The sequence below is a fragment of the Streptomyces sp. NPDC102360 genome (assembly GCF_044766085.1).
GTDB lineage: Bacteria > Actinomycetota > Actinomycetes > Streptomycetales > Streptomycetaceae > Streptomyces.
This window is the reverse complement of record NZ_JBIWLG010000006.1, coordinates 283,268-307,079: the sequence shown is the minus strand read 5'-3', so window position 1 is coordinate 307,079 and position 23,812 is coordinate 283,268. Positions and strand designations below refer to the sequence as shown.

Here is a 23,812-nt window from a genome sequence, read left to right as displayed (position 1 = left end):
GAGGCCCGCGGCGCACGCCAGCACCACCCCGGCCCTCGGTCATCGATCTGCCCGGCGAGGCCTCTTCCGCCGCCACCCGCGGTGTCCGCATGTTGGAACGCAGTATCCGGTTCCCGAGAACCGACCCATCATGTAATCTGCACGAAATTTTTTGAGCTGCACTTCTCCGCAGTGAGCTGCACTTCTCAGCAGAGGGCCAACGTCGTCCCTCGGCACGTTCCTTGCCACGACGACGACGGGAGAGCCGATGCGTACCTCGCGCCAGCCGTCCCAGCATTCCAACAGCGGCCAGACCTGGTCGCACATGGATGCTCGCCCTGCTGCCCAGGGCATGTACGACCCGCGTAATGAGCACGACGCCTGTGGCGTCGGGTTCGTGGCCACCCTCACCGGCGAGGCGAGCCACACGCTGGTCGAGCAGGCGCTGACCGTTCTGCGAAACCTGGAGCACCGCGGTGCCACCGGCTCCGAGCCCGACTCGGGCGACGGCGCGGGCATCCTGTCCCAGGTTCCGGACGCCTTCCTGCGCGAGGTGGTCGACTTCGACCTCCCCGAGGCCGGTGCGTACGCCGTCGGTATCGCCTTCCTGCCCGGGGACGACGCCACCGAGGAGGCCGAAAGCGCGGTCTCGAAGATCGAGACGATCGCGTCCGAAGAGGGCCTGAACGTCCTCGGCTGGCGCGAGGTCCCGGTCGCCCCGCAGCTCCTCGGCGCCACCGCCCGCTCGACGATGCCCGCGTTCCGCCAGATCTTCGTCGCGGACGGCGCCTCGAAGGACATCGCGCTCGACCGCAAGGCCTTCGTGCTGCGCAAGCGCGCCGAGCGCGAGGCCGACGTGTACTTCCCGTCGCTCTCCGCGCGCACGATCGTCTACAAGGGCATGCTGACCACCGGCCAGCTGGAGCCCTTCTTCCCGGACCTGTCCGACCGCCGCTTCGCATCCGCGATCGCGCTCGTGCACTCCCGGTTCTCCACGAACACGTTCCCGTCGTGGCCGCTCGCGCACCCGTACCGCTTCGTCGCGCACAACGGTGAGATCAACACCGTCAAGGGCAACCGCAACTGGATGCGTGCCCGTGAGTCGCAGCTCGGCTCCGAGCTGTTCGGCGCGAAGGGCAACGCCGAGGACCTCTCGCGGATCTTCCCGGTCTGTACGCCGGACGCCTCCGACTCCGCCTCCTTCGACGAGGTCCTTGAGCTGCTGCACCTCGGTGGCCGTTCGCTGCCGCACAGCGTCCTGATGATGATCCCGGAGGCCTGGGAGAACCACGCCTCCATGGACCCGGCCCGGCGCGCCTTCTACCAGTACCACTCCAACCTGATGGAGCCCTGGGACGGCCCGGCCTGCGTCACCTTCACCGACGGCACCCAGGTCGGCGCCGTTCTCGACCGCAACGGTCTGCGTCCAGGGCGTTACTGGGTGACCGACGAGGGCCTCGTCGTCCTCGGCTCCGAGGTGGGCGTCCTCGATATCGACCCGGCCAAGGTCGTCAAGAAGGGCCGGCTCCAGCCCGGCCGGATGTTCCTCGTGGACACCGCCGAGCACCGCATCATCGAGGACGACGAGATCAAGAACGCTCTCGCCTCCGAGCACCCCTACGAGGAGTGGCTCGAGGCCGGCGAGATCGAGCTCTCCGACCTCCCCGAGCGCGAGCACATCGTGCACACGCACGCCTCCGTCACGCGCCGCCAGCAGACCTTCGGCTACACCGAGGAAGAGCTCCGCATCCTCGTCGCGCCGATGGCCAAGGCCGCCGCCGAGCCGATCGGCTCGATGGGCACGGACACCCCGATCGCGGCGCTCTCCGCCCGCCCGCGGCTGCTCTTCGACTACTTCACGCAGCTGTTCGCGCAGGTCACCAACCCGCCGCTGGACGCCATCCGCGAGGAGCTCGTCACCTCGCTGCGCTCCCCGCTGGGCCCCGGCAGCAACCTCCTTGAGCCCACGGCCGCCACGTGCCGCGCGGTCACCCTGCCCTTCCCGGTGATCGACAACGACGAGCTTGCCAAGCTCATCCACATCAACGCCGACGGCGACATGCCCGGCATGAAGGCCGTGACTCTGTCCGGCCTGTACCGGGTGCACGGCGGCGGCGACTCGCTCGCCGCCCGGATCGACGAGATCTGCGCCGAGGCCGACGCCGCCCTCGAGGCCGGCGCCCGCCTCATCGTGCTCTCCGACCGGCACTCGGACGCCGAGCACGCGCCGATCCCCTCGCTGCTGCTCACCGCGGCCGTCCACCACCACCTCATCCGTACGAAGAAGCGCACCCAGGTGGGCCTCCTCGTCGAGGCCGGTGATGTGCGCGAGGTCCACCACGTCGCGCTGCTCATCGGTTTCGGTGCCGCGGCCGTCAACCCGTACCTCGCCATGGAGTCGGTCGAGGACCTGGTTCGCGCCGGTACGTTCCTCAAGGACATAGAGGCCGAGGACGCGATCCGGAACCTGATCTACGCGCTCGGCAAGGGCGTCCTCAAGGTCATGTCCAAGATGGGCATCTCGACCGTCGCCTCCTACCGCGGCGCGCAGGTCTTCGAGGCCGTCGGCCTCGACGAGGCCTTCGTCGAGAAGTACTTCAACGGCACCACCACCAAGATCGGCGGCGCCGACCTGCGCGTCATCGCCGAGGAGGTCGCCGCCCGGCACGCCAAGGCGTACCCCGCCTCCGGCATCGCGCCCGCGCACCGCGCGCTCGACATCGGCGGCGAGTACCAGTGGCGCCGCGAGGGCGAGCCGCACCTGTTCGACCCGGAGACCGTCTTCCGCCTCCAGCACGCCACGCGCTCGGGCAGCTACGACATCTTCAAGAAGTACACGGACCGCGTGAACGAGCAGTCCGAGCGTCTGATGACGCTGCGCGGCCTGTTCAACTTCAAGTCCGAGGGCCGCGAGCCGATCTCCATCGACGAGGTCGAGCCGGCCTCCGAGATCGTCAAGCGCTTCTCGACCGGCGCCATGTCGTACGGCTCGATCTCGCAAGAGGCGCACGAGACGATGGCCATCGCCATGAACCAGTTGGGCGGCAAGTCCAACACCGGTGAGGGCGGCGAGGACGCGGAGCGCCTGTACGACCCGGCGCGCCGCTCGTCGATCAAGCAGGTCGCCTCCGGCCGCTTCGGTGTGACCTCCGAGTACCTGGTCAACTCCGACGACATCCAGATCAAGATGGCCCAGGGCGCCAAGCCCGGCGAGGGCGGCCAGCTGCCCGGCCACAAGGTGTACCCGTGGGTCGCCAAGACGCGTCACTCGACGCCGGGCGTGGGCCTGATCTCCCCGCCGCCGCACCACGACATCTACTCCATCGAGGACCTGGCTCAGCTGATCCACGACCTCAAGAACGCCAACCCGCAGGCCCGCATCCACGTGAAGCTGGTCTCCGAGGTCGGCGTGGGTACGGTCGCGGCCGGTGTGTCCAAGGCGCACGCGGACGTCGTCCTGATCTCGGGTCACGACGGCGGCACGGGTGCCTCGCCGCTCACCTCGCTCAAGCACGCCGGTGGTCCCTGGGAGCTCGGCCTCGCCGAGACCCAGCAGACGCTGCTGCTCAACGGCCTGCGCGACCGCATCGTCGTCCAGACCGACGGCCAGCTGAAGACGGGCCGCGACGTGCTGATCGCCGCGCTGCTCGGCGCCGAGGAGTTCGGTTTCGCGACCGCGCCGCTCGTCGTCTCCGGCTGCGTCATGATGCGCGTCTGCCACCTGGACACCTGCCCGGTCGGCATCGCGACGCAGAACCCGACGCTGCGCGAGCGGTTCTCCGGCAAGGCCGAGTACATCGTCAACTTCTTCCAGTTCATCGCCGAAGAGGTCCGCGAGCTGCTCGCCGAGATGGGCTTCCGCTCCATCGAGGAGGCCGTCGGCCACGCCGAACTCCTCGACACTGAGCGGGCCGTGAACCACTGGAAGGCGCAGGGCCTCGACCTGGAGCCGCTGTTCCACGTGCCGGACCTGCCTGCGGGCGCCGTCCGGCACCGGATCATCGAGCAGGACCACGGCCTGGAGAAGGCGCTCGACAACGAGCTGATCAAGCTCGCCGCCGACGCCCTCGCCACGAACGACCAGACGGACGCCCAGCCGGTGCGCGCCCAGGTCGCCATCCGCAACATCAACCGCACGGTCGGCACCATGCTCGGCCACGAGGTGACGAAGAAGTTCGGTGGCGCGGGCCTGCCCGACGACACCATCGACATCACCTTCACGGGCTCCGCGGGCCAGTCCTTCGGCGCCTTCGTGCCGCGCGGCGTGACCCTGCGGCTGGAGGGCGACGCCAACGACTACGTCGGCAAGGGTCTCTCCGGCGGCCGCGTCATCGTCCGCCCGGACCGCGGCGCCGACCACCTCGCCGAGTACTCGACGATCGCCGGCAACACCATCGCGTACGGCGCGACGGGCGGCGAGCTGTTCCTGCGCGGCCGCACCGGCGAGCGCTTCTGCGTCCGCAACTCCGGTGCCACGGTGGTCTCGGAGGGCGTGGGCGACCACGGCTGCGAGTACATGACCGGCGGCCACGCGGTGATCCTCGGCGAGACGGGCCGCAACTTCGCGGCCGGTATGTCGGGCGGCATCGCGTACGTCATCGACCTCGACGCCGACAACGTGAACGCCGCGCTCCAGCCGGCGGTCGGTGCCCTCGACGACACCGACAAGCAGTGGCTGCACGACGTGGTGCGCCGGCACGCCGAGGAGACCGGCTCGACGGTGGCCGAGAAGCTCCTCGTCGACTGGGACGCCTCGGTGGCCCGGTTCAGCAAGATCATCCCCAGCACGTACCAGGCAGTGCTCGCCGCCAAGGACGCCGCCGAGCGAGCCGGTCTCTCCGAGACCGAGACCACCGAGAAGATGATGGAGGCGGCGACCAATGGCTGATCCCAAGGGCTTTCTCAACCATGGCCGCGAGGTCGCGCAGACCCGCCCGGTCGACGAGCGCGTCAAGGACTGGAACGAGGTCTACGTTCCCGGTTCCCTGCTGCCCATCATCAGCAAGCAGGCGTCCCGCTGCATGGACTGCGGCATCCCGTTCTGCCACAACGGCTGCCCGCTGGGGAACCTGATCCCCGAGTGGAACGACTACGCGTACCGCGAGGACTGGTCGGCCGCGCAGGAGCGCCTGCACGCGACCAACAACTTCCCGGAGTTCACCGGTCGTCTCTGCCCGGCTCCCTGTGAGTCGGCGTGCGTGCTCGGCATCAACCAGCCGGCCGTGACCATCAAGAACGTCGAGGTCTCGATCATCGACCAGGCGTGGGACCGGGGCGACGTCGCCCCGCAGATCCCCGAGCGCCTGTCGGGCAAGACCGTCGCCGTCATCGGCTCGGGCCCGGCCGGTCTGGCCGCCGCCCAGCAGCTGACGCGGGCCGGACACACGGTCGCCGTCTACGAGCGCGCCGACCGCATCGGCGGCCTGCTCCGCTACGGCATCCCCGAGTTCAAGATGGAGAAGCGCCACATCAACCGCCGCATCGAGCAGATGCGCGCGGAGGGCACCAAGTTCCGCACCGGTGTCGAGGTCGGCCGCGACATCGACGCCGCGGGCCTGCGCAAGCGCTACGACGCCGTGGTCGTGGCGGCGGGTGCGACGGTCTCCCGTGACCTCCCGGTCCCCGGCCGCGAGTTGAACGGCATCCACTACGCGATGGAGTACCTGCCGCTCTCCAACAAGGTGCAGGAGGGCGACTACGTCCAGCCGCCCATCACCGCCGAGGGCAAGCACGTCGTCGTGATCGGCGGCGGTGACACCGGCGCCGACTGCGTGGGCACCGCCCACCGTCAGGGCGCCGCCTCGGTGACGCAGCTGGAGATCATGCCGCGCCCGAACGACGACCGGAACACGACCACGCAGCCGTGGCCGACGTTCCCGATGCTCTACAAGGTCACCTCGGCACACGAGGAGGGCGGCGAGCGCATCTACTCGGCGGGCACCACCCACTTCGAGGGCGACGAGGACGGCAACGTCCAGTGGCTGCACCTCAACGAGGTCGAGTTCATCGACGGCAAGCTCACGCCGAAGCCCGGCAGCGAGCGCAAGATCCCGGCTCAGCTGGTCACCCTGGCGATGGGCTTCACGGGCACGGACCAGGAGAACGGTCTGGTCTCGCAGTTCGGCCTCGACCTCGACGCGCGCGGCAACGTCGCCCGCGACGACGAGTTCCAGACCAACGTCCCCGGCATCTTCGTCGCCGGTGACGCGGGCCGCGGCCAGTCCCTCATCGTGTGGGCCATCGCGGAGGGCCGCTCGGCCGCCCGCGGCGTGGACCGCTTCCTGACGGGGGCGTCGGAGCTGCATGCCCCGATCCGGCCGACGGACCGCGCGCTGACCGTGTGATCCTTGCGGTCCGTGTGACCCGCGTGGCCTGACAGGCCGTCAATAGACGTCCCGTACAACGGCGTACGGAACTGAGCGCGACGCTCGCCCTATAGTCCCCGACCGGACGCTGGGCGGGCGTCGCGGTGCGTTCGGCCCGGTTCAGGTCGGTTCAGCCCGGGATGTGGAAGGTCTCGCCGTAGACCTTCCAGGTCAGCGGTGCCTTCAGGGACAGGTTGCCGTCGTAGAGGAACTGGCGTTGCGCCGTGTCGATGCGGGTCGTGTCCCGGTCGGGGTTCTTCGCCTTCATGGCCTTGCGGCGCAGGTCCAGGAAGATGTCCAGGTACGCCTTCTCCTTGCCGCCCTGGGACGGGGTGTCGGCCTCCTTGAGCGCGGCCTCGCGCACGCCGTAGAAGCCGTGCGGGCCGGTGCCGGGGCCGTGCAGGACCATCGCGTCGTAGTAGATGAACTGGCCGAGCGTGCCCAGGCCGTCGAGCTTGGCGAGGCGGACCGCGGGGTCGAAGTAGCCGCGGTCGCGTTCCTTCTCCTGGGTGTCCTGGAAGGCCTTGCGCGTGGCCTCCTGTTTCCACGCCGCGGTGAAGCCGGGGTCGAGGCCCTTGTGGGAGTCCGTGCCGTCGACCTTGCGCAGGGCCGGGAGGTAGCGGGCGAGGCCGTTGTCCGGGTGGGCCTTGGTGTAGCGCTCGACCAGGGTCAGCAGGTCGTGGGTGCCGGTGCAGAAGCCGATGATGCCGGCCGTGTAGCCCTGGCCGTCGTCGATGTCCTCGATGTAGCCGTACTGGCCGCGCCAGTTGAGGGTCGAGTTCTCGGCGCTGGCGACGATCTGCTGGGCCAGGTCCTTCTTCCGCGGGGCGGCGAGGCCGGGCGGCAGGCTCGCGATCGCCTTGTCGTCGGCTTTGCGCTCCGCTTCGGACTGGTTGCCGGGGTGGGCGGGGGCGGAGGCGGTGGTCCGCGCGTGCGGTGCGGGGTCGTCGTCCGGTGACAGGAGGTAGACGGCGGCCGTGGCGAGTGGGGCCACGGCGACGAGGGAGAGGAGCAGGCAGCCCGCGCGTTTCATGCGGCACAGATTATGTGCCCGGCACCGGCGTTGCGCTCTCGGGGCTCTGCCCCGGCCCCCGCGCCTCAAACGCCGGCGGGGCTGAAAAGATCGGGGCTCCGCCCCGGACCCCGCTGGCTCTCGTCGAAAGTGCGGGGCTTGATGTGCGCGGCTCCGTCTGCCCCGTCGCCTTGGGCAATCTGCCGCCTTGGGCGGCAGGGTGGGCAAGGCGGCACCACGGTGCCGCGCAACAGGAACGGTGGCCTATCCGACCACCACCGCTCGGCACGCCGCCGGTGTCCCCCACGCGTCCCGCAAAGGGCGTGCCTTGCGGAGCCACAGGGACAGGTCCAACTCCTCCGTGTAGCCCACGGCTCCGTGGAGTTGGAGGGCCGCGCGGGCCGCCGCGTAGGACGCCTCGCCCGCCGCGAGTTTCGCCGACGCGATGTCGGTCGACGTCATCGTGAGCGCCGCCCCGAACAGCAGCGGCCGCGCGAACTCCAGGCCCACCAACGCGTCCGCGAGCCGGTGCTTGACCGCCTGGAAGGAGCCGACCGGCACGCCGAACTGCTCGCGCTGCCGGACGTAATCGACCGTGCGGCGCAGCAGTTCCAGGCCCACGCCGAGCGACTGCGCCGCCGTCAGGAGCGATGCCATCTCCACCGCCTCCCGGACCTTCGAGCCGCGCGCCACGACCTCCCCGCCCTCGGGCACGAACAGCCGCCGCGCGGGGTCGGCCGACCCCCGCAGTGGTCCGTGACCGGCGGCGAGCCGCACCGTGTCGCCCTCCACGAGGAACACGGCGTCGGCCGAGTCCGCGTCCAGCGCATAGGGCCCGGAGGCCAGTGTGGCCACCACGTCCCCCGCCGCGATCCGGGGCAGCCACTCCTTCGCGGCCTCCGTACCGTTCAGTAGCACCGCCACCGCCGCCGTCTCGACCACCGGGCCGGGTATCGCGTGGCGCCCCAATTCCACGTAGGACAGCGCTAGTTCCACGGGCAGCGGGCCCACCCCCTCGTATGCCTCCGGGACGGCCAGTGCGAACACCCCCGCCTCCGCGAGCCGCCCCCACAGCGCGCGACCGGGACCGGCGTCGCCGCCCGCCCACGCGCGCACCGCCGACGGAGTGTCCGCCGCCGTGAGCATCCGGTCGAGCGTGCGGCCGAACTCGGCCTGCTCCGCGTCCAGGAGGAACCTCATCAGCGGCGTCCCTTCGGCAGGCCGAGCAGGCGCTCGGCGATGATGTCGCGCTGGATCTCGTTCGTACCGGCGTAGATGGGCCCCGCGAGGGAGAAGGTGTAGCCCTCCGCCCATTCGCCGTCCGCCAACTCGCCGTCCGGGCCGAGGAGTTCCAGTGCCGTCTCGTGCAGCGCGATGTCGTACTCCGACCAGAACACCTTGTTCAGGCTCGACTCCGCCCCGATCTGCTCGCCCGCCGCGAACCGCGACGCGTTGCCGTACGTGAACAGCTGGTACGCGCGCGCCCCCACCACCGCGTCCGCCACCCGGTCGCGCAGCGCCGGATCCGCGCCGCGCTCCCGCCACAGCCCGAGCAGCCGGTCGGCGGAGGCGAGGAAACGGCCGGGGGAGCGGAGCATCAGGCCCCGCTCGTTCCCCGTCGTCGACATCGCGATCCGCCAGCCGTTGCCGACCTCACCGATCACGTCCTCGTCCGGAACGAACACGTCGTCGAGGAACAGCTCGGCGAAGGCCGGTTTGCCGTCGATGCGGCCGATCGGCCGGACCGTGACACCCGGCGCGCGCAGGTCGAACATCAGGTACGTGAGCCCGTGATGGGGCTTGGCGGCCTCCGGGTCCGTACGGAAGATGCCGAACGCCCGGTCGGCGAACGCGGCCCGCGACGACCACGTCTTCTGCCCGCGCAGCAGCCACCCCCCGTCCGTGCGCACCGCCCGCGAGCGCAGCGCCGCCAGATCGGAGCCCGCTTCCGGCTCCGACCAGGCCTGCGCCCAGATGACCTCGCCGCTCGCCATCGACGGCAGCACGCGCGCCCGCTGCTCGTCCGTGGCGTGGTCGAAGAGCGTAGGCGCGAGAAGGTTGATGCCGTTCTGCGAGACGCGGCCCGGCGCCCCCGCCGCGTAGTACTCCTCCTCGAAGATCAGCCACTTGAAGATGTCGACGCCGCGGCCCCCGAACTCCTCGGGCCACGAGACGACCGACCAGCGGTCCGCGGACAGTTCGGCCTCCCACGCGCGGTGTGCGGCGAAGCCCTCGGCCGTCTCCAGGGAGGGCAGCGGCTCGGCCGGTACGTGCTCCGCCAGCCACTCCCGCGCCTCCTCGCGGAACACGTCCTGGTCCGGTGTGAAATCCAGGTTCATCGGGCGCCCGCCTCCTTCATCGCGTGCACGTCCATGCCGCCCAGTGAGTCCGACGCCGTCTCCGCGTTGTGCGCGTGCGCCAGGTGGTGCAGGCCGAAGACCGAGTCCATGCCCGCGTGCATGCCCTGGAGGTCCTCCGCCTGGTTCACCGCGCGCTTGGTCAGCGCGAGCCCGAGCCGCGGCATCTCGCCGACCCGGTCCGCCAGATCGCGCGCGGCGGCCGCCAGTTCGTCGCGAGGCACCACCCGGTTGACCATCCCCACCTCGTGCGCCCGGCGCGCGCTCATCCGCTCGCCCGTGAACAGGAACTCCTTGGCGATCCGCGGCGGCATCACCCACGGGTGCGCGAAGTACTCGACGCCCGGGATCCCCATCCGGACGACGGGGTCCGCGAAGAACGCGTCCTCGCTCGCCACGATCAGGTCGCACACCCAGGCCAGCATCAACCCGCCCGCCACGCACGCCCCTTGCACCGAGGCGATCACCGGCTTCGGCAGCTCGCGCCAGCGCCTGCACATGCCCAGGTACACCTCCGACTCGCGGGCGAACCGCGACTCGGCGCCCCGCTTGTCGGAGTGGTCCCACCACAGCCCGGCCCGCCGCTCGAACGGCAGATGCGCGTCCCGCTCCGGCGTCCCGATGTCGTGCCCCGCGGAGAAGTGCTCGCCCGCGCCCGAGAGGACGACGACCTTGACGGCCTCGTCCTCGGCGGCCCGGTAGAAGGCGGAGTCCAGGGCGTACGTCATCGCCGAGTTCTGCGCGTTGCGGTACTTCGGCCGGTTCATCGTCACGTGGGCGACCCGGCCCCTGACCTCGAACAGGACGGGCTGCGGTGCGGTGTGTTCTGTGGGCATCGGAGACATCCTTCCCTAACAAGTGTTTGGTAGGTTAGCTTATGAGTATGGACAGCGTCGAGGACTCCCGATCCCGCTCCACCACTCCCGCGTACGTCTCGGGCCACCAACTGCTCGACGGGCGCGGTGCCGTCATCACCGCGGCCGCCGGCGCCGGGATCGGCGGCGCCACCGCGCGCCGCTTCCTGGAGGAGGGCGCCCGCGTCGTCATCAGTGACGCGCACGCGCGCCGACTGAAGGAGAGCGAAGAAGCCCTCGCCGCCGAGTTCGGCCCCGAGCGGGTCTCCGCGCTCGCCTGTGATGTCACCGACGAGGAGCAGGTGCAAGCGCTCTTCGCGCACACCGCCGAGCGGCATGGCGGGCTGGACATAGTCGTCAACAACGCGGGCCTCGGCGGTACTTCGGCGCTCGTCGACATGAGTGACGAGCAGTGGACGAAGGTCCTTGACGTCACCTTGAACGGGACCTTCCGGTGCGTACGGGCCGCCCTGCGCGCCTTCCGCGACACCGGGCGCGGCGGCGCGATCGTCAACAACGCGTCCGTCATCGGCTGGCGCGCCCAGGCAGGACAGGCGCACTACGCCGCCGCGAAGGCAGGCGTGATGGCCCTGACCAGGACCGCCGCGATAGAGGCCGCCGAGTACGGAGTGCGGGTCAACGCGGTGGCGCCCAGCCTCGCCATGCACCCGCACCTGGTGAAGGTCACATCGGAGGAACTGCTCGCCGAGTTGACCGAGAAGGAGGCCTTCGGCCGGTACGCGGAGCCCTGGGAAGTGGCCAACGTGATGGTCTTCCTCGCCTCCGGCTACTCCTCGTACATGACCGGCGAGACCGTCTCCGTCAGCAGCCAGCGCGCATGAGCCCCTCGCCCGAGCGGCGCCAAGAGCTCCTCGCCACGGCGGCCGGGGTGTTCGCGGCGCAGGGCTACGACGCCACTACCGTGCGCCGGATCGCCGACGCCGCGGGGATGCTCGCGGGCAGCCTCTACTACCACTTCGACTCCAAGGACTCGATCGTCGAAGAGATCTTGCGTGGCTTCCTCGACGAGTTGTGGGGCCGCTACGACACCGTGCTCGCCGCCGGACACGATCCGCGCGAGACGATGCGGGCCCTGGTCACCGAGTCGTTCCGGGAGATCGACCGGCACGGTCCCGCCGTCGCCATCTACCAGAAGGAGTCGAAGGCGCTCGCCGCCAGGGAGCGGTTCGCGTTCCTCGCCGCCTCGCAGCGCAAGTTCGAGCAGACCTGGCTGACCACCCTTCAGGAAGGGGTGGCGGCCGGATCGTTCCGCGCCGACCTGGACATCCGGCTCACCTACCGGTTCGTGCGCGACACCGTGTGGGTCGCCGCGTCCTGGTACCGGCCGGGCGGCAGACACAGCCCCGAGGAGATCGCCCGCGAGTACCTGGCGATGGTGCTCGACGGGATAGCCAAGCCCCACCATTCTTAGAAGAGACTGGAGTTGATGCGTCATGGCCGAGGCCTACATCGTCGATGCGGTCCGTACGCCCGTCGGGCGGCGCAAGGGCGGGCTCAGCGCCGTCCACCCCGCCGACCTGGGCGCCCATGTCCTCAAGGAGCTCGTCGCGCGCACCAGGGTCGACCCGGCGGCCGTCGAGGACGTCGTCTTCGGCTGCCTCGACACCGTCGGCCCGCAGGCCGGGGACATCGCCCGCACCTGCTGGCTCGCCGCGGGGCTTCCTGAGGAGGTGCCCGGCGTCACCGTCGACCGGCAGTGCGGCTCCTCCCAGCAGGCCATCCACTTCGCGGCACAGGGTGTGCTCTCCGGGACGCAGGACCTCGTCGTCGCCGGCGGCACGCAGAACATGTCGATGATCCCGATCGCGTACGCCTCCCGGCAGGCCGCCGAACCGCTCGGCCTCACCGAGGGCCCCTACCTGGGCAGCGAGGGCTGGCGCGCCCGCTACGGCGACGCGCCCGTCAACCAGTTCCACGGCGCGGAACTCATCGCCGAGAAGTGGGGCATCACGCGGCAGGACCAGGAGGAGTGGGCGCTCCGCTCCCACCAGCGGGCCCTGCGCGCCATCGACGAGGGCCGGTTCGCGAAGGAGTCCGTCCCCTACGGGGACGTCACCGCCGACGAGGGCCCGCGCCGGGACACGAACCTGGAGAAGATGGCGGGCCTGAACCCGGTCGTCGAGGGCGGCACCATCACCGCCGCCTGCTCCTCGCAGGTCTCGGACGGCGCGGCGGCCCTGCTGATCGCCTCCGAACAGGCCGTACGGGAGCACGGGTTGACGCCCCGGGCCCGCATCCACCACCTCTCCGTACGCGGCGAGGACCCCATCCGGATGCTGTCCGCGCCGATCCCGGCGACCGCGTACGCGCTGAAGAAGACCGGCCTCACGATGGACGACATCGACCTCGTCGAGATCAACGAGGCGTTCGCCCCGGTCGTCCTCGCCTGGCTCAAGGAGACCGGCACCGACCCCGAGAAGGTCAACGTCAACGGCGGGGCCATCGCCCTCGGCCACCCTCTCGGCGCCACCGGCAGCAAGCTGATGACGACCCTCCTTCACGAACTGGAGCGCACCGGCGGCCGGTTCGGCCTCCAGACCATGTGCGAGGGCGGCGGCCAGGCCAACGTCACGATCATCGAGCGCCTGTGACCGTCCCTGTGACCGTCCCTGTGACCGCCCCTGTGAGCGCACTCGCGGGACCCGCATCCCGCTGAGCGGGAACCGGCGGTGGAGCGCCGGGTGAGGCACGGACAGGGTGAAGGCATGACCCGTACTCCTGTTCCTTCCGAGCCCGGCGGCGCGCCCGCGCCGCGACGCCTCACCGCCGACGCCCCGCCCGTCCGGCGGATCGCCGTCCGTGCCGTCCATTCCGAGTGGTGCGAGAGGAGCGAGACGCTGTGAGCGGCACCCCTGTCGTGGAGTGGGACGAGACGGTCGACGTGCTGGTCGTCGGCTCCGGCGGCGCCGCCCTGACCGGCGCGTACAGCGCCGCCGCGTACGGCCTCGACACCCTCGTCGTCGAGAAGACCGAGTACTTCGGCGGGACGACCGCGTACGCCGGGGCCTGCCTGTGGCTCCCCGGCAACCAGGCGCAGGCCCGCGCGGGCCTCGAGGACAGCGCCGACCTGGCCCGCGCGTACTTCCGGTCCCTCGTCGGCGACTCGACGCCGCACGAGATGCAGGACGCGTACCTCGACGGGGCCGGGCCCACGGTCGAGTTCCTCGAGCGCAACGAACTGCTCCGGTTCGAGTACCGGCCGTTCCCCGACTACTACCCGGGCCCCGGCCGCTTCGACGCGGGGCGCGGCGTCTTCCCCGTCCCGCTGGAACGTCCCGCGGGCGAGCAGCCGCTGCTCGACGCCGTCCGCCCGCCCGCGTGGAGCGAACGGCTGGGAGTGCCGGCCCCCGAGGGGGCGCTGGAGGACGGACGCGCGCTGATCGGCCGGCTGCTGCTCGCGCTGGAGGGGGCCGGTGGGCGGGCGCGGACGCGCACCGCGTTCACCGGTCTCGTGCAGGACGAGGACGGGCGGGTCGTGGGCGCCGAGGTCCGCGACGCACAGGGCCGTACGGCCTGGATCCGTGCCCGGCGCGGTGTGCTGCTCGCCGCCGGCGGCTACGAGCGGGACGCCGAGCTGCGCCGCGCCTGGGGCAACGGGCCTGGGGCCGACTGGACGATGGGGCCCGCGGGCGGCGGCACGGGGGACGCGCTGCGGGCCGCGCAAGGACTCGGGGCGGCGACGTCACTGCTCGGCGAGAGCTGGTGGTGCCCGTCCGTGCTCTTCCCCGACGGCGGGGCGGCGTTCGCGCTCGGCTTCCGCGGCGGCGTCTTCGTCGACGCCGAGGGCCGCCGGTTCGCCAACGAGTGCCTGTCCTACGACCGGATGGGCCGGGCCATGATCGCGGCGGGCGCCGGGGACGCGCCGGAGCGCCCCGTGTGGTGGGTGTGGGACGCGCGGCACGGCGAGGAGCCGCCCGGCATCGTCCTCGTCCCGGTCGACCGGGAGTCGTTCGAGGCGGCCGGGGTCTGGCACAGCGCGGACTCGGTGGAGGCGCTCGCCGAGGCGATCGGGGTGCCGGCCGAAGGCCTCGCCGCGACCGTCGCCGCGTTCAACGAGTACGCCGAGAAGGGCCACGACCCGGAGTTCGGGCGCGGCGACGACCCCTACGACCGGTTCTTCGCGGGCGAGGGCGAGGAGGGCGCGCCCAACCCGTGCCTGCTGCCGCTGTCGTCCGGCTCGTTCCACGCGGTGCGGATCGTGCTCGGCGACCTGGGCACGAAGGGCGGCGTCGGCACGGACACGGACGCGCGCGTGCTGCGCGAGGACGGGTCCGTGATCGAGGGCCTGTACGCGGTGGGGAACACGGCGGCGAACGTGACGGGGGCGGTCTACCCGGGGCCGGGGGCGCCGATCGGCACGGGGATGGTGTTCGGGTACCGGGCGGCGGGCCGGATGGCGGCCGAGGTGGGGTGACACGTCGTACGGCGGTCCCCGCCCAGGTCGGGGGCCGCCGTACGTGCCGAGTGCCACAACACGCCAGAGAATCAGCCGAGTCGGAGGAGTGCAGCGATGAGTGAGTGGCAAGGACAACTGGGCGGAAAGGTCGCCCTCGTGACCGGTGCGGCGCGCGGCATGGGAGAGGCCATCGCCCGCGAACTGGTGGCACGCGGGGCGCGGGTCGTGCTCGGGGACGTCCTCGTGGCGGAAGGGGAGAAGGCCGCCGGTGACCTGGGGGACGACGCGGCGCGCTTCGTGCGCCTCGATGTCACCGACGCCGCGTCCTGGGCGGCCGCCGTCGACGTCGCCGTCGGCACGTTCGGGCAGCTCGACATCCTCGTCAACAACGCCGCCATCTACACGACGTCCCCCATCGTCGACGAGGACCCGGCCCAGCTGGAGCGGATCCTCAAGGTCGATCTCGTCGGCCCGTTCCTGGGGCTCCAGGCCGTCGTCCCCGCCATGCGGGCGGGGGAGCGGGGCGGCGCGATCGTCAACATCTCCTCGCAGGCCGGGGTCCAGGGCATCTGGGGGCACGGTTCGTACGGCGCCGCGAAGTGGGGTCTGCGCGGACTGAGCCGGACCGCCGCCCTCGAACTCGGCGGCGACGGCATCCGCGTCAACGCCGTCTTCCCCGGAGCCATCGACACCGCGATGACCGCCCACCTCGGCACCACCGAGCACCCGGCCGCCGCGCTCGGCCGGATCGGCCGGCCCGAGGAGGTGGCCCGGCTCGTCGCCTTCCTCGCCTCCGACGACGCCTCCTACCTCACCGGCGCCGAGGTCGCAGCGGACGGCGGCGCGTCGGCCGGCCGGATGCCCGCGTTCGCGCAGCGCGGCGGCGGGCAGGGGGACGGCCGATGACCCCACCCGGCCGCCGCCCCCGCCCCGACGTGCAGGCGCTCATCGATGCCTGCACGGCCAACTTCCCTGCCCTGGGCACCGAGTTCACCGACATCCGCGACGTACGGACGTACTTCGCGGACCGTCCCGCCCCGCCGCCGCCCCGGCTCCCCGCGCTGCACCAGGTGACCGACCTGGACGCCGACGGCGTGCCCGTGCGGGTCTACGAACCCGGGAGCGAGGGAGGGAGCGGGGACAGGAACACACCCGCCGAGCCCAGGGCCACACCCGTCGTCGTCTTCTTCCACGGTGGCGGCATGGTGCTCTGCTCCCTCGACTCCCACGACGGGTTCTGCCGTGAACTCGCCGCGGCCAGCGGCGCGTCGGTGGTGTCCGTCGACTACCGGCTCGCCCCCGAAACCCCGTTCCCCGCCGCCCCCGAGGACGCGTACACCGCACTCCTGTGGGCCGCGAAGACCCACCCGGACCGGCCCCTCGTCGTCGCGGGCGACAGCGCGGGCGGCACCCTCGCCGCGGTCACCGCGCTGCTCGCCCGGGACCGCGGCGGGCCCGCGCTCGCCGCCCAGCACCTGTACTACCCGATGCTGGACCCGGAGCGCTCCTCGGCCTCGTACGAGGAGAACGCGCACGGGTTCTTCGTCACCGCCGACCATCTGCGCTGGTACTGGCAGCAGTACCTGCCCCGCCCCGAGGACGCCCGCGACCCCCGCGCCACACCTCTCGCCGCCCGCCGGCTCGACGGCCTGCCGCCCGTGTTCGTCGTCACCGCGGGCCTCGACCCGCTGCGCGACGAGGGCCGGCGATACGCGGAACTCCTGGCCGCGGCCGGGGTTCCGACCCGGTACCACTGCTACGACGAGGCGTTCCACGGCTTCATGACGATGGGCGGGGACGCCGCGCTGCCCGAGGCGAAGGCGGCCCGCGCGGCGGCCTTCGCCGAGCTGGCGAACCTCACCTCCTGAGCAGCTCGAACCCCTGGTACCCGGTCGCCGCGACCTTCCCGATGATGTCGCCGTACACCCCGAAGCCGCCGACGAACGGCATGAACACCCGTGGCTTTCCAGGGATGTTGGCGCCGAGGTACCAGGAGTTCGCCGCCGTCATCAGCGTCCCGTCGGCCCGCTCCCGGCACTCGTCCACCCACGCGTCCACGGCGTCGGCGCGCGCCTCCACGCCCGCGTAGCCGCCCTCGCGCAGATGCCCGAGCAGCACGGCGATCCAGTCGGTGTGCTGCTCGCCGCAGAGGATCATGTTGGCGAGGACGGAGGGCGAGCCGGGGCCCGCGAGGTTGAAGAGATTCGGGAAGCCGTCCACGCCGAGCCCGAGGTACGTGCGCGGGCCCGCGGCCCACGCCTCCTTCAGCGTCCGCCCGTCCCGGCCGGTGACGGAGATCCGGTCCAGGGAGCCGGTCATCGCGTCGAAACCGGTCGCGTACACGATCACGTCGAGCTCGACGAGCGTCCCGTCCGCGAGCCGGATGCCGGCCGCCTCGACCCGCTCGACCGGATTGGCGCGCAGGTTCACCAGGCGCACGTTGTCGCGGTTGTACGTCGCGAAGTAGCCGTCGTCCGTGACGATCCGCTTGCTGCCGATGGGGTGGTCGGTGGGGATGAGCTGCTCGGCGACGGCCGGGTCGGCGATCTCCGCGCGCACCTTCTCCTCCCAGAACCGGCGCGCCTCGTCGTTCGCCGCACGGTCGGTGAGCTGGTCGGGGAACGTCTTCGAGTACAGCACCCCGCCCAGCTCCCAGCGCTTCTCGAACGCCGTCCGGCGCTCTTCGGGCGAGGCCTCCAGCGTCTTCAGCGGATGCGCCATGTGCGGCGAGCCGCCCCCGGAGAGTCGGGCGAGGCGGCGCCGCTCGGCGTACTCCGCCTTCTGCGCGGCGCGGTCCCGCCCGCTCAGCGGCTTGTTCCCCGCCGGGATCGAGTAGTTGGCGCTGCGCTGGAACACCGTCAACCGCGCCGCCTGCGCGGCGATCTCCGGGATCGACTGGATACCGGACGAGCCCGTACCGACGACGCCGACCCGCAGCCCGGTGAAGTCCACGCCCTCGTGCGGCCATTCACCCGTGTGGTACGAGGCTCCGGTGAAGTCGGCGATGCCCTCGATCTCGGGAAGGTGGGTGGAGGACAGACAGCCGACGCAGAACAGCACGTACCGCGCCTCGACCACCCGGCCGCCGTCCGTGCGCACCGTCCAGCGCAGCCGCTCCTCGTCCAGTTCGGCGGAGACCACGGACGTACCGAAGGTGAAGTGCCGCCGCAGGTCGTGGCGTTGCGCGACATGCTCCACGTAACGCAGGATCTCCGGCTGCGTCGCGTACTTCTCCGACCAGTCCCACTCCTGCTCCAGGTCCTTGTCGAAGGAGTACGAGTAGTCGACGGACTCCACATCGCAGCGCGCGCCCGGATACCGGTTCCAGTACCAGACCCCGCCCACGTCCTCGCCCCGCTCGAACCCGGCCACATCCAGGCCGAGTTCACGCATCCGGTACGCGGCGTAGAGGCCGGAGAATCCGGCGCCGACGATGACGACATCCACCTGTTCGGGCATGGCGGGTCCTTTCGTGAAGTTCCGCGGAGGGAGGCTGGGCGGCCCGGCCCCAGGTCACGCCGGGAGGCTCGCAGAGCCGCCGCCACCGGTCAGCCACGGCTTCCCGCTCACCGGGAAGACACCGTCGCCGCCGCCCGCGCGGGCCGCCTACGTTCACCGCACCCGAGCAACCCAGCAGCGAGGAGCGGGCCCGATGCTCACGGAATCCGAGCGGCGCAAGGCCGCCGAGGAGCTGGCGGCGGCGGAGTCCGCGCGCTCGCCGATCCGTCCGTTGACCGAGACCTACGACGGCATCACCACCGTCGACGCCTACGAGATCCAGCTCATCGGCATCCGCGACCGGCTGGCCGCCGGCGGGACCGTCCGCGGCCACAAGGTCGGCCTGTCGTCGCCCGTGATGCAGCGGATGATGGGCGTCGACGAACCCGACTACGGCCACCTCCTGGACACGATGGAGCTGACCGAGGACACCCCCGTGCCCGTCGGCCGGTACTGCGCGCCGCGCGTCGAGGTCGAGATCGGCTTCGTGCTCGGCGCCGCGCTGCCGGGCGCGGAGTGCACCGTCGCCGACGTGCTCGCCGCCACCGAACGCGTCGTACCCGCACTGGAGTTGATCGACTCCCGGATCGCGGACTGGCGCATCGCCATCGCCGACACCATCGCCGACAACGCCTCGTCGGCCGGATACGTGACCGGTGCGGGCCGCCCGACCGGCGAGCTCGACCTGAGGGACGTGACGGCGCACCTCACCGACGACACCGGCGCACACCTCGCGTCCGGGCGCGGCGACGCCGTGCTCGGCGACCCCGCCGAGTCCGTCGCCTGGCTCGCCCGCACGGTCGCCCGGTTCGGGGTGCGCCTCGAGGCAGGGCACCTGATCCTGCCCGGCTCGTGCACGCGGGCCGTCGACGTCGCGCCGGGCCGCACGTACACCGCCGACTTCACCGGGCTCGGCCCGGTGTCCCTGACGTTCACCAAGTGAGGTCCCCCATGACGAAGAAGGCGACCGCCGCCATCGTCGGCTCCGGCAACATCGGAACCGACCTCCTCCACAAACTCCTGCGCTCCGAGCACATCGAGCCGCGCTGGATGATCGGCGTCGACCCGGCGAGCGAGGGCCTCGCCAGAGCGCGCGCCGCCGGCCTGGAAGCGAGCCACGAAGGCGTCGACCGGCTGCTCGCGCAGGACGAGCTCCCGGATCTCGTCTTCGAGGCGACCAGCGCGTACGTGCACCGGGAGAACGCCCCCCGCTACAAGGAAGCGGGCATCAGGGCGATCGACCTCACCCCGGCCGCCGTCGGCCCCGGCGTCGTCCCGCCCGCCAACCTGACGGCCCACGTCGACGCCGACAACGTCAACATGGTCACCTGCGGCGGCCAGGCCACCATTCCCATGGTGTACGCGGTGTCCCGGGTCGTCCCGGTGCCGTACGCGGAGATCGTCGCCTCGGTCGCCTCTCTCTCCGCCGGGCCCGGCACCCGGCAGAACATCGACGAGTTCACCCGCACCACCGCCCGCGGCATCGAGGACATCGGCGGCGCCCGCAAGGGCAAGGCGATCATCATCCTCAACCCGGCGGAGCCACCCGTCATCATGCGCGACACCGTCTTCTGCGCCATCCCCGACGACGCCGACCACGCGGCGATCGTGCGCAGCGTCGACGAGGTCGCCGCCCAGGTCGCCGCGTACGTGCCCGGCTACCGGCTGCGCGCCGAGCCGCAGTTCGACGAGGCCCGCCCCGAGAACGGCGGCATGGCCCGCGTCGCCCTGTTCCTGGAGGTCGAGGGCGCGGGCGACTTCCTGCCGCCGTACGCAGGAAACCTCGACATCATGACCGCCGCCGCGACCAAGGTCGGCGAGGAGTTCGCGAAGGAGATCAACAAGGCGAAGGGGAGCACCAAGTGACCAGCCCTGCCCGCACGTTGGACAAGCCCTACTCGGCCGACCTGGACATCCGCGTCACCGACTCCTTCTGCCGCGACGGCTCCCACGCCCACCGCCACCAATTCACCGCCGCGCAGGTACGCACCGTCGTCGGCGCCCTGGACGCGGCCGGTGTCCCCGTCATCGAGGTCACCCACGGCGACGGCCTCGGCGGCTCCTCCTTCAACTACGGCTTCTCGCACACCCCCGAGCAGGAGCTCATCAAGGCGGCCGTCGAGACGGCGGTCGACGCCAGGATCGCCTTCCTGATGCTCCCCGGCCTCGGCACCAAGGACGACATCCGCGAGGCCCACGCCAACGGCGCGCGGATCTGCCGCATCGCCACCCACTGCACCGAGGCGGACGTCTCCGAACAGCACTTCCGGCTCGCCCGCGAACGGGGCCTGGAGACCGTCGGCTTCCTGATGATGGCCCACTCCACCACCCCGGAGGCGCTGGCGAAACAGGCCCGCGTCATGGCCGACGCGGGCTGCCAGTGCGTGTACGTCGTCGACTCGGCGGGCGCGCTCCTCATGGACGGCGTCACCGACCGGGTCTCCGCGCTCGTCGCCGAACTGGGCGACGACGCACAGGTCGGCTTCCACGGCCACGAGAACCTCGGCCTCGGCGTGGGCAACTCCATCGCCGCCGTCCGCGCGGGCGCCCGTCAGATCGACGCCTCCACCCGCCGCTTCGGCGCCGGCGCGGGCAACACCCCGACCGAGGCCTGGGCGGCGGTCGCCGAGCGGTCCGGGTGGTGCACCGGCATCGACGTACTGAAGATCATCGACGCGGCCGAGGACGAGATCCGCCCGATCATGGCCGACGAGTGCCTGCTCGACCGGAACTCGCTGCTCATCGGCTACGCGGGCCTGTACTCCTCGTTCCTCAAGCACGCCGAGCGGCAGGCCGCCCGCTACCGGGTCAGCGCCACCGACATCCTCCTGGAGGCCGGCCGCCGACGGCTCGTCGGCGGCCAGGAGGACCAGCTCATCGACATCGCCGTCGCACTCGCATCCCGTTCCTAGGAGGACCGCGCCATGACCGACAACGACGTACGCGTCATCGAAACCGGCACGGCACCCACCCGCTTCGCCCGCGGCTGGCACTGCATCGGCCTCGCCGCCGACTTCCGCGACGGAGAGCCGCACGAGGTCGCGGCGTTCGGCACCACCCTCGTCGTGTTCGAGGGCGCCGAGGACCACGAACTCCACGTCCTGGGCGCCTTCTGCCCGCACATGGGCGGCAACCTCGCCCACGGCACCGTCAAGGGCGACACCCTCGCCTGCCCCTTCCACGACTGGCGCTGGGGCGGCAACGGCCGCTGCCGCGAGATCCCGTACGCCCGCCGCGTCCCGCCGCGCGCCAAGACCCGCACCTGGCACGCCCTGGAGCGCAACAAGCAGCTCTTCGTCTGGCACGATCCCGAAGGCAACCCGCCGCCCGCCGGACAGGAGATCCCCGAACTGGCCGGAATCCACGGCCCGTCCGAGGAGACGAGCCTGTGGTCCGACTGGCAGTGGAACTCCGTCACCATCGACACCAACTGCCGCGAGATCGTCGACAACGTCGTCGACATGGCGCACTTCTACTACGTGCACTACTCGTTCCCGGTGTTCTTCAAGAACGTCTTCGAAGGCCACGTCGCCACCCAGTACATGAAGTCCGAGCCGCGCCCCGACGTCGACCTCGGCACCCTCTCCGCCTCCGGCGGACTGCGCTCCGAGGCCTCCTACTTCGGCCCCTCGTACATGATCGACTGGCTCTACGCGGAGGTCGCGCCGGGCGCCGAGATGGAGACCGTCCTCATCAACTGCCACTACCCGGTGGGCCCCGACCGGTTCGTCCTCATGTACGGAGCCATGGTCAAGAAGCTGCCCGGCATGAGCGACGAGGAGGCCGCCGAGGCCGCCCGCGTCACCAGCGAGGGCCTCGCCGTCGGCTTCGAGCAGGACGTCGAGATCTGGAGGAACAAGACCCGCATCGACAACCCGCTCCTCACCGAGGAGGACGGCCCGGTCTACCAACTGAGGCGCTGGTACGAGCAGTTCTACGTCGATGCCGCCGACGTCAAGGACGAGATGACGGACCGCTTCGAGTTCGAGCTGGACACCCGGCACGCGAACGACAACTGGCGCGCCGAGGCCGAGCGGAACATCGCGGCGGGCGGCGTCACCTCGTACGTCACCGGGGGCGGGGCATGACGCCCGTCGGCTGCGGCACCTGCGGCAGCCAGGTGCTCTGCGAGAAGTACAGCCCGTACCACCTGCAGATCCAGTGGACGCGCGCCGCGTCGGCCGGCTGCCCGCGCCTCGGCGCCGAGGGCTGCCCGGAGCTGCGCGCGTCGATCGACCGTGCCGTCGGCGAGGGGCGTCTGGAGGTGACCCGCCGTGGCCAGAGCTGACCTCGCCGAGCCGGTCACGGGCCTGCTCACCCTGCGGGTGGCCGACGTCGTACGCGAGACCGCCGACGCCGTCTCCCTCGTCCTCGACGCCCCCGAACTTCCTTACCTGCCCGGCCAGTTCCTCACGCTGCGGATTCCCGGCGGCGGCGCCCGCTGCTACTCCCTGGCCTCCTCCCCGCACACCGGGGAGCCGCCCCGGGTCACCGTGAAGAAGGTGCCGGGCGGAGCGGGTTCCGGGTGGGTGTGCGAGGAGGTCAGGGCCGGTGACGTACTGGAGTGCCTGCCGCCCGCCGGGACCTTCACACCCTCCTCCCTCGACGAGGACGTGCTGCTGCTCGCGGGCGGCAGCGGCATCACCCCGTGCCTGTCCATCGCCCGCTCCGTGCTCGCCGCCGGCACCGGCACGGTCACACTCGTCTACGCCAACCGCGACCAGGACTCGGTGATCTTCCGGGACGCGCTGTGGGGCCTGACGGAGGAGCACCCCGGCCGGTTCGCGGTCGTCCACTGGCTGGAAACCCTCCAGGGACTGCCCACCCGCGGCGCGCTCGGCGCACTCCTCACCCCGCTCGCGGCGGGCCGCACCGCCTACCTGTGCGGGCCGCAGCCGCTGATGGACGGAGCCGAGGACGTCCTGCGAGAGGCGGGCGCGGCCGCCGTGCACCGGGAGCGGTACTTCTCCCTGTCCGGCGACGTGTTCACCGCGCCCGCCCCCGCGGGGTCCACGGTGACGGTCACCGCCGAGCTGTACGGGCAGACCCACGAGGCGGCGGGCGACGAGCACACCCCGCTCCTCGACGCCCTCCTCGCGGCGGGCGTCCCGGCCCCGTACTCCTGCCGCGAGGGCGCCTGCGCGGCCTGTACATGCCGGGTCGTGGAGGGCACGGTGACCCTGCGGCACAACGAGGTGCTCGACGCCGAGGACCTCGCGGAGGGCTACACCCTCGCCTGCCAGGCGCTGCCGACGACGGATCGCGTACGGATCGAGTACTGAGCACGGATCGAGTACCGACGAGTGTCCGGATGACTGAAGGTCCGGACA

20 protein-coding genes are annotated in these 23,812 nt (G+C 71.5%); 15 read left to right on the top strand and 5 right to left on the bottom strand.

The window, feature by feature from the left end:
- The first annotated feature begins 247 nt into the window (after window positions 1-247).
- A complete protein-coding gene (gene gltB, locus ACIRHA_RS24785; RefSeq protein WP_403849661.1) occupies window positions 248-4,867 on the top strand; it encodes a glutamate synthase large subunit in 4,620 nt (1,539 codons plus the stop codon).
- On the top strand, window positions 4,860-6,323 hold the full coding sequence (locus tag ACIRHA_RS24780) for a glutamate synthase subunit beta (RefSeq protein WP_403849658.1): 1,464 nt from the start codon (window positions 4,860-4,862) through the stop codon (window positions 6,321-6,323). Before gltB ends, ACIRHA_RS24780 begins: the two co-directional genes overlap by 8 nt.
- Before the next feature lie 151 nt (window positions 6,324-6,474).
- Here the strand turns inward: ACIRHA_RS24780 and ACIRHA_RS24775 are convergent, their stop codons facing one another.
- From ACIRHA_RS24775 to ACIRHA_RS24760, 4 genes are all read right to left on the bottom strand, one after another.
- Entirely contained in the window at window positions 6,475-7,377 is a 903-nt protein-coding gene (locus ACIRHA_RS24775) for a chitosanase (RefSeq protein ID WP_403849655.1), read from the bottom strand.
- Window positions 7,378-7,620: 243 nt separating this feature from the next.
- Window positions 7,621-8,556: an acyl-CoA dehydrogenase family protein gene (locus tag ACIRHA_RS24770; protein WP_403849652.1), complete on the bottom strand. Its 936-nt coding sequence runs from the start codon at window positions 8,554-8,556 to the stop codon at window positions 7,621-7,623.
- Complete coding sequence (locus ACIRHA_RS24765; RefSeq protein WP_403849649.1) at window positions 8,556-9,695, bottom strand: acyl-CoA dehydrogenase family protein; 1,140 nt, start codon at window positions 9,693-9,695, stop codon at window positions 8,556-8,558. The genes ACIRHA_RS24770 and ACIRHA_RS24765 overlap by 1 nt, the downstream gene beginning before the upstream one ends.
- Window positions 9,692-10,549 carry an enoyl-CoA hydratase gene (locus ACIRHA_RS24760; protein ID WP_403849646.1) on the bottom strand — a complete coding sequence of 286 codons (858 nt, stop codon included), beginning with the start codon at window positions 10,547-10,549 and terminating at the stop codon, window positions 9,692-9,694. Before ACIRHA_RS24760 ends, ACIRHA_RS24765 begins: the two co-directional genes overlap by 4 nt.
- A gap of 47 nt (window positions 10,550-10,596) precedes the next feature.
- On the opposite strand from ACIRHA_RS24760, the gene ACIRHA_RS24755 reads away from it, so the two are divergent.
- From ACIRHA_RS24755 to ACIRHA_RS24725, 7 genes are all read left to right on the top strand, one after another.
- Complete coding sequence (locus ACIRHA_RS24755) at window positions 10,597-11,409, top strand: SDR family oxidoreductase (RefSeq protein ID WP_403849643.1); 813 nt, start codon at window positions 10,597-10,599, stop codon at window positions 11,407-11,409.
- Window positions 11,406-11,999, top strand: coding sequence for a TetR/AcrR family transcriptional regulator (locus ACIRHA_RS24750; RefSeq protein ID WP_403849640.1), 594 nt, complete (start codon window positions 11,406-11,408; stop codon window positions 11,997-11,999). The genes ACIRHA_RS24755 and ACIRHA_RS24750 overlap by 4 nt, the downstream gene beginning before the upstream one ends.
- Before the next feature lie 22 nt (window positions 12,000-12,021).
- Window positions 12,022-13,179, top strand: a complete 1,158-nt coding sequence (locus tag ACIRHA_RS24745; protein ID WP_403849637.1) for an acetyl-CoA C-acetyltransferase — start codon at window positions 12,022-12,024, stop codon at window positions 13,177-13,179.
- A gap of 114 nt (window positions 13,180-13,293) precedes the next feature.
- Window positions 13,294-13,431: a hypothetical protein gene (locus ACIRHA_RS24740; RefSeq protein ID WP_403849634.1), complete on the top strand. Its 138-nt coding sequence runs from the start codon at window positions 13,294-13,296 to the stop codon at window positions 13,429-13,431.
- A complete protein-coding gene (locus tag ACIRHA_RS24735) occupies window positions 13,428-15,002 on the top strand; it encodes an FAD-dependent oxidoreductase (RefSeq protein ID WP_403849631.1) in 1,575 nt (524 codons plus the stop codon). Before ACIRHA_RS24740 ends, ACIRHA_RS24735 begins: the two co-directional genes overlap by 4 nt.
- A gap of 96 nt (window positions 15,003-15,098) precedes the next feature.
- Window positions 15,099-15,890, top strand: coding sequence for an SDR family NAD(P)-dependent oxidoreductase (locus ACIRHA_RS24730; RefSeq protein WP_403849628.1), 792 nt, complete (start codon window positions 15,099-15,101; stop codon window positions 15,888-15,890).
- Entirely contained in the window at window positions 15,887-16,852 is a 966-nt protein-coding gene (locus tag ACIRHA_RS24725; protein WP_403849625.1) for an alpha/beta hydrolase, read from the top strand. The genes ACIRHA_RS24730 and ACIRHA_RS24725 overlap by 4 nt, the downstream gene beginning before the upstream one ends.
- Here the strand turns inward: ACIRHA_RS24725 and ACIRHA_RS24720 are convergent.
- Window positions 16,842-18,443, bottom strand: a complete 1,602-nt coding sequence (locus ACIRHA_RS24720; protein ID WP_403849623.1) for a flavin-containing monooxygenase — start codon at window positions 18,441-18,443, stop codon at window positions 16,842-16,844. The two genes, ACIRHA_RS24725 and ACIRHA_RS24720, sit on opposite strands and share 11 nt — an antisense overlap.
- Before the next feature lie 193 nt (window positions 18,444-18,636).
- Between ACIRHA_RS24720 and ACIRHA_RS24715 the strand changes: the two genes are divergently transcribed.
- From ACIRHA_RS24715 to ACIRHA_RS24690, 6 genes are read left to right on the top strand one after another with little or no spacing between them, the layout of a single operon-like run.
- Entirely contained in the window at window positions 18,637-19,425 is a 789-nt protein-coding gene (locus tag ACIRHA_RS24715; protein ID WP_403849620.1) for a 2-keto-4-pentenoate hydratase, read from the top strand.
- Window positions 19,426-19,433: 8 nt separating this feature from the next.
- Window positions 19,434-20,348 (top strand): acetaldehyde dehydrogenase (acetylating), encoded by a 915-nt coding sequence (locus ACIRHA_RS24710; RefSeq protein ID WP_403849617.1) that lies wholly within the window; start codon window positions 19,434-19,436, stop codon window positions 20,346-20,348.
- Entirely contained in the window at window positions 20,345-21,394 is a 1,050-nt protein-coding gene (gene dmpG, locus ACIRHA_RS24705; protein WP_403849614.1) for a 4-hydroxy-2-oxovalerate aldolase, read from the top strand. Before ACIRHA_RS24710 ends, dmpG begins: the two co-directional genes overlap by 4 nt.
- 12 nt (window positions 21,395-21,406) lie before the next feature.
- Window positions 21,407-22,570: a Rieske 2Fe-2S domain-containing protein gene (locus tag ACIRHA_RS24700; RefSeq protein ID WP_403849611.1), complete on the top strand. Its 1,164-nt coding sequence runs from the start codon at window positions 21,407-21,409 to the stop codon at window positions 22,568-22,570.
- Window positions 22,567-22,770, top strand: coding sequence for a hypothetical protein (locus ACIRHA_RS24695; protein WP_403849608.1), 204 nt, complete (start codon window positions 22,567-22,569; stop codon window positions 22,768-22,770). The genes ACIRHA_RS24700 and ACIRHA_RS24695 overlap by 4 nt, the downstream gene beginning before the upstream one ends.
- Window positions 22,757-23,764: a 2Fe-2S iron-sulfur cluster-binding protein gene (locus tag ACIRHA_RS24690; protein ID WP_403849606.1), complete on the top strand. Its 1,008-nt coding sequence runs from the start codon at window positions 22,757-22,759 to the stop codon at window positions 23,762-23,764. The genes ACIRHA_RS24695 and ACIRHA_RS24690 overlap by 14 nt, the downstream gene beginning before the upstream one ends.
- Window positions 23,765-23,812: the final 48 nt, after the last annotated feature.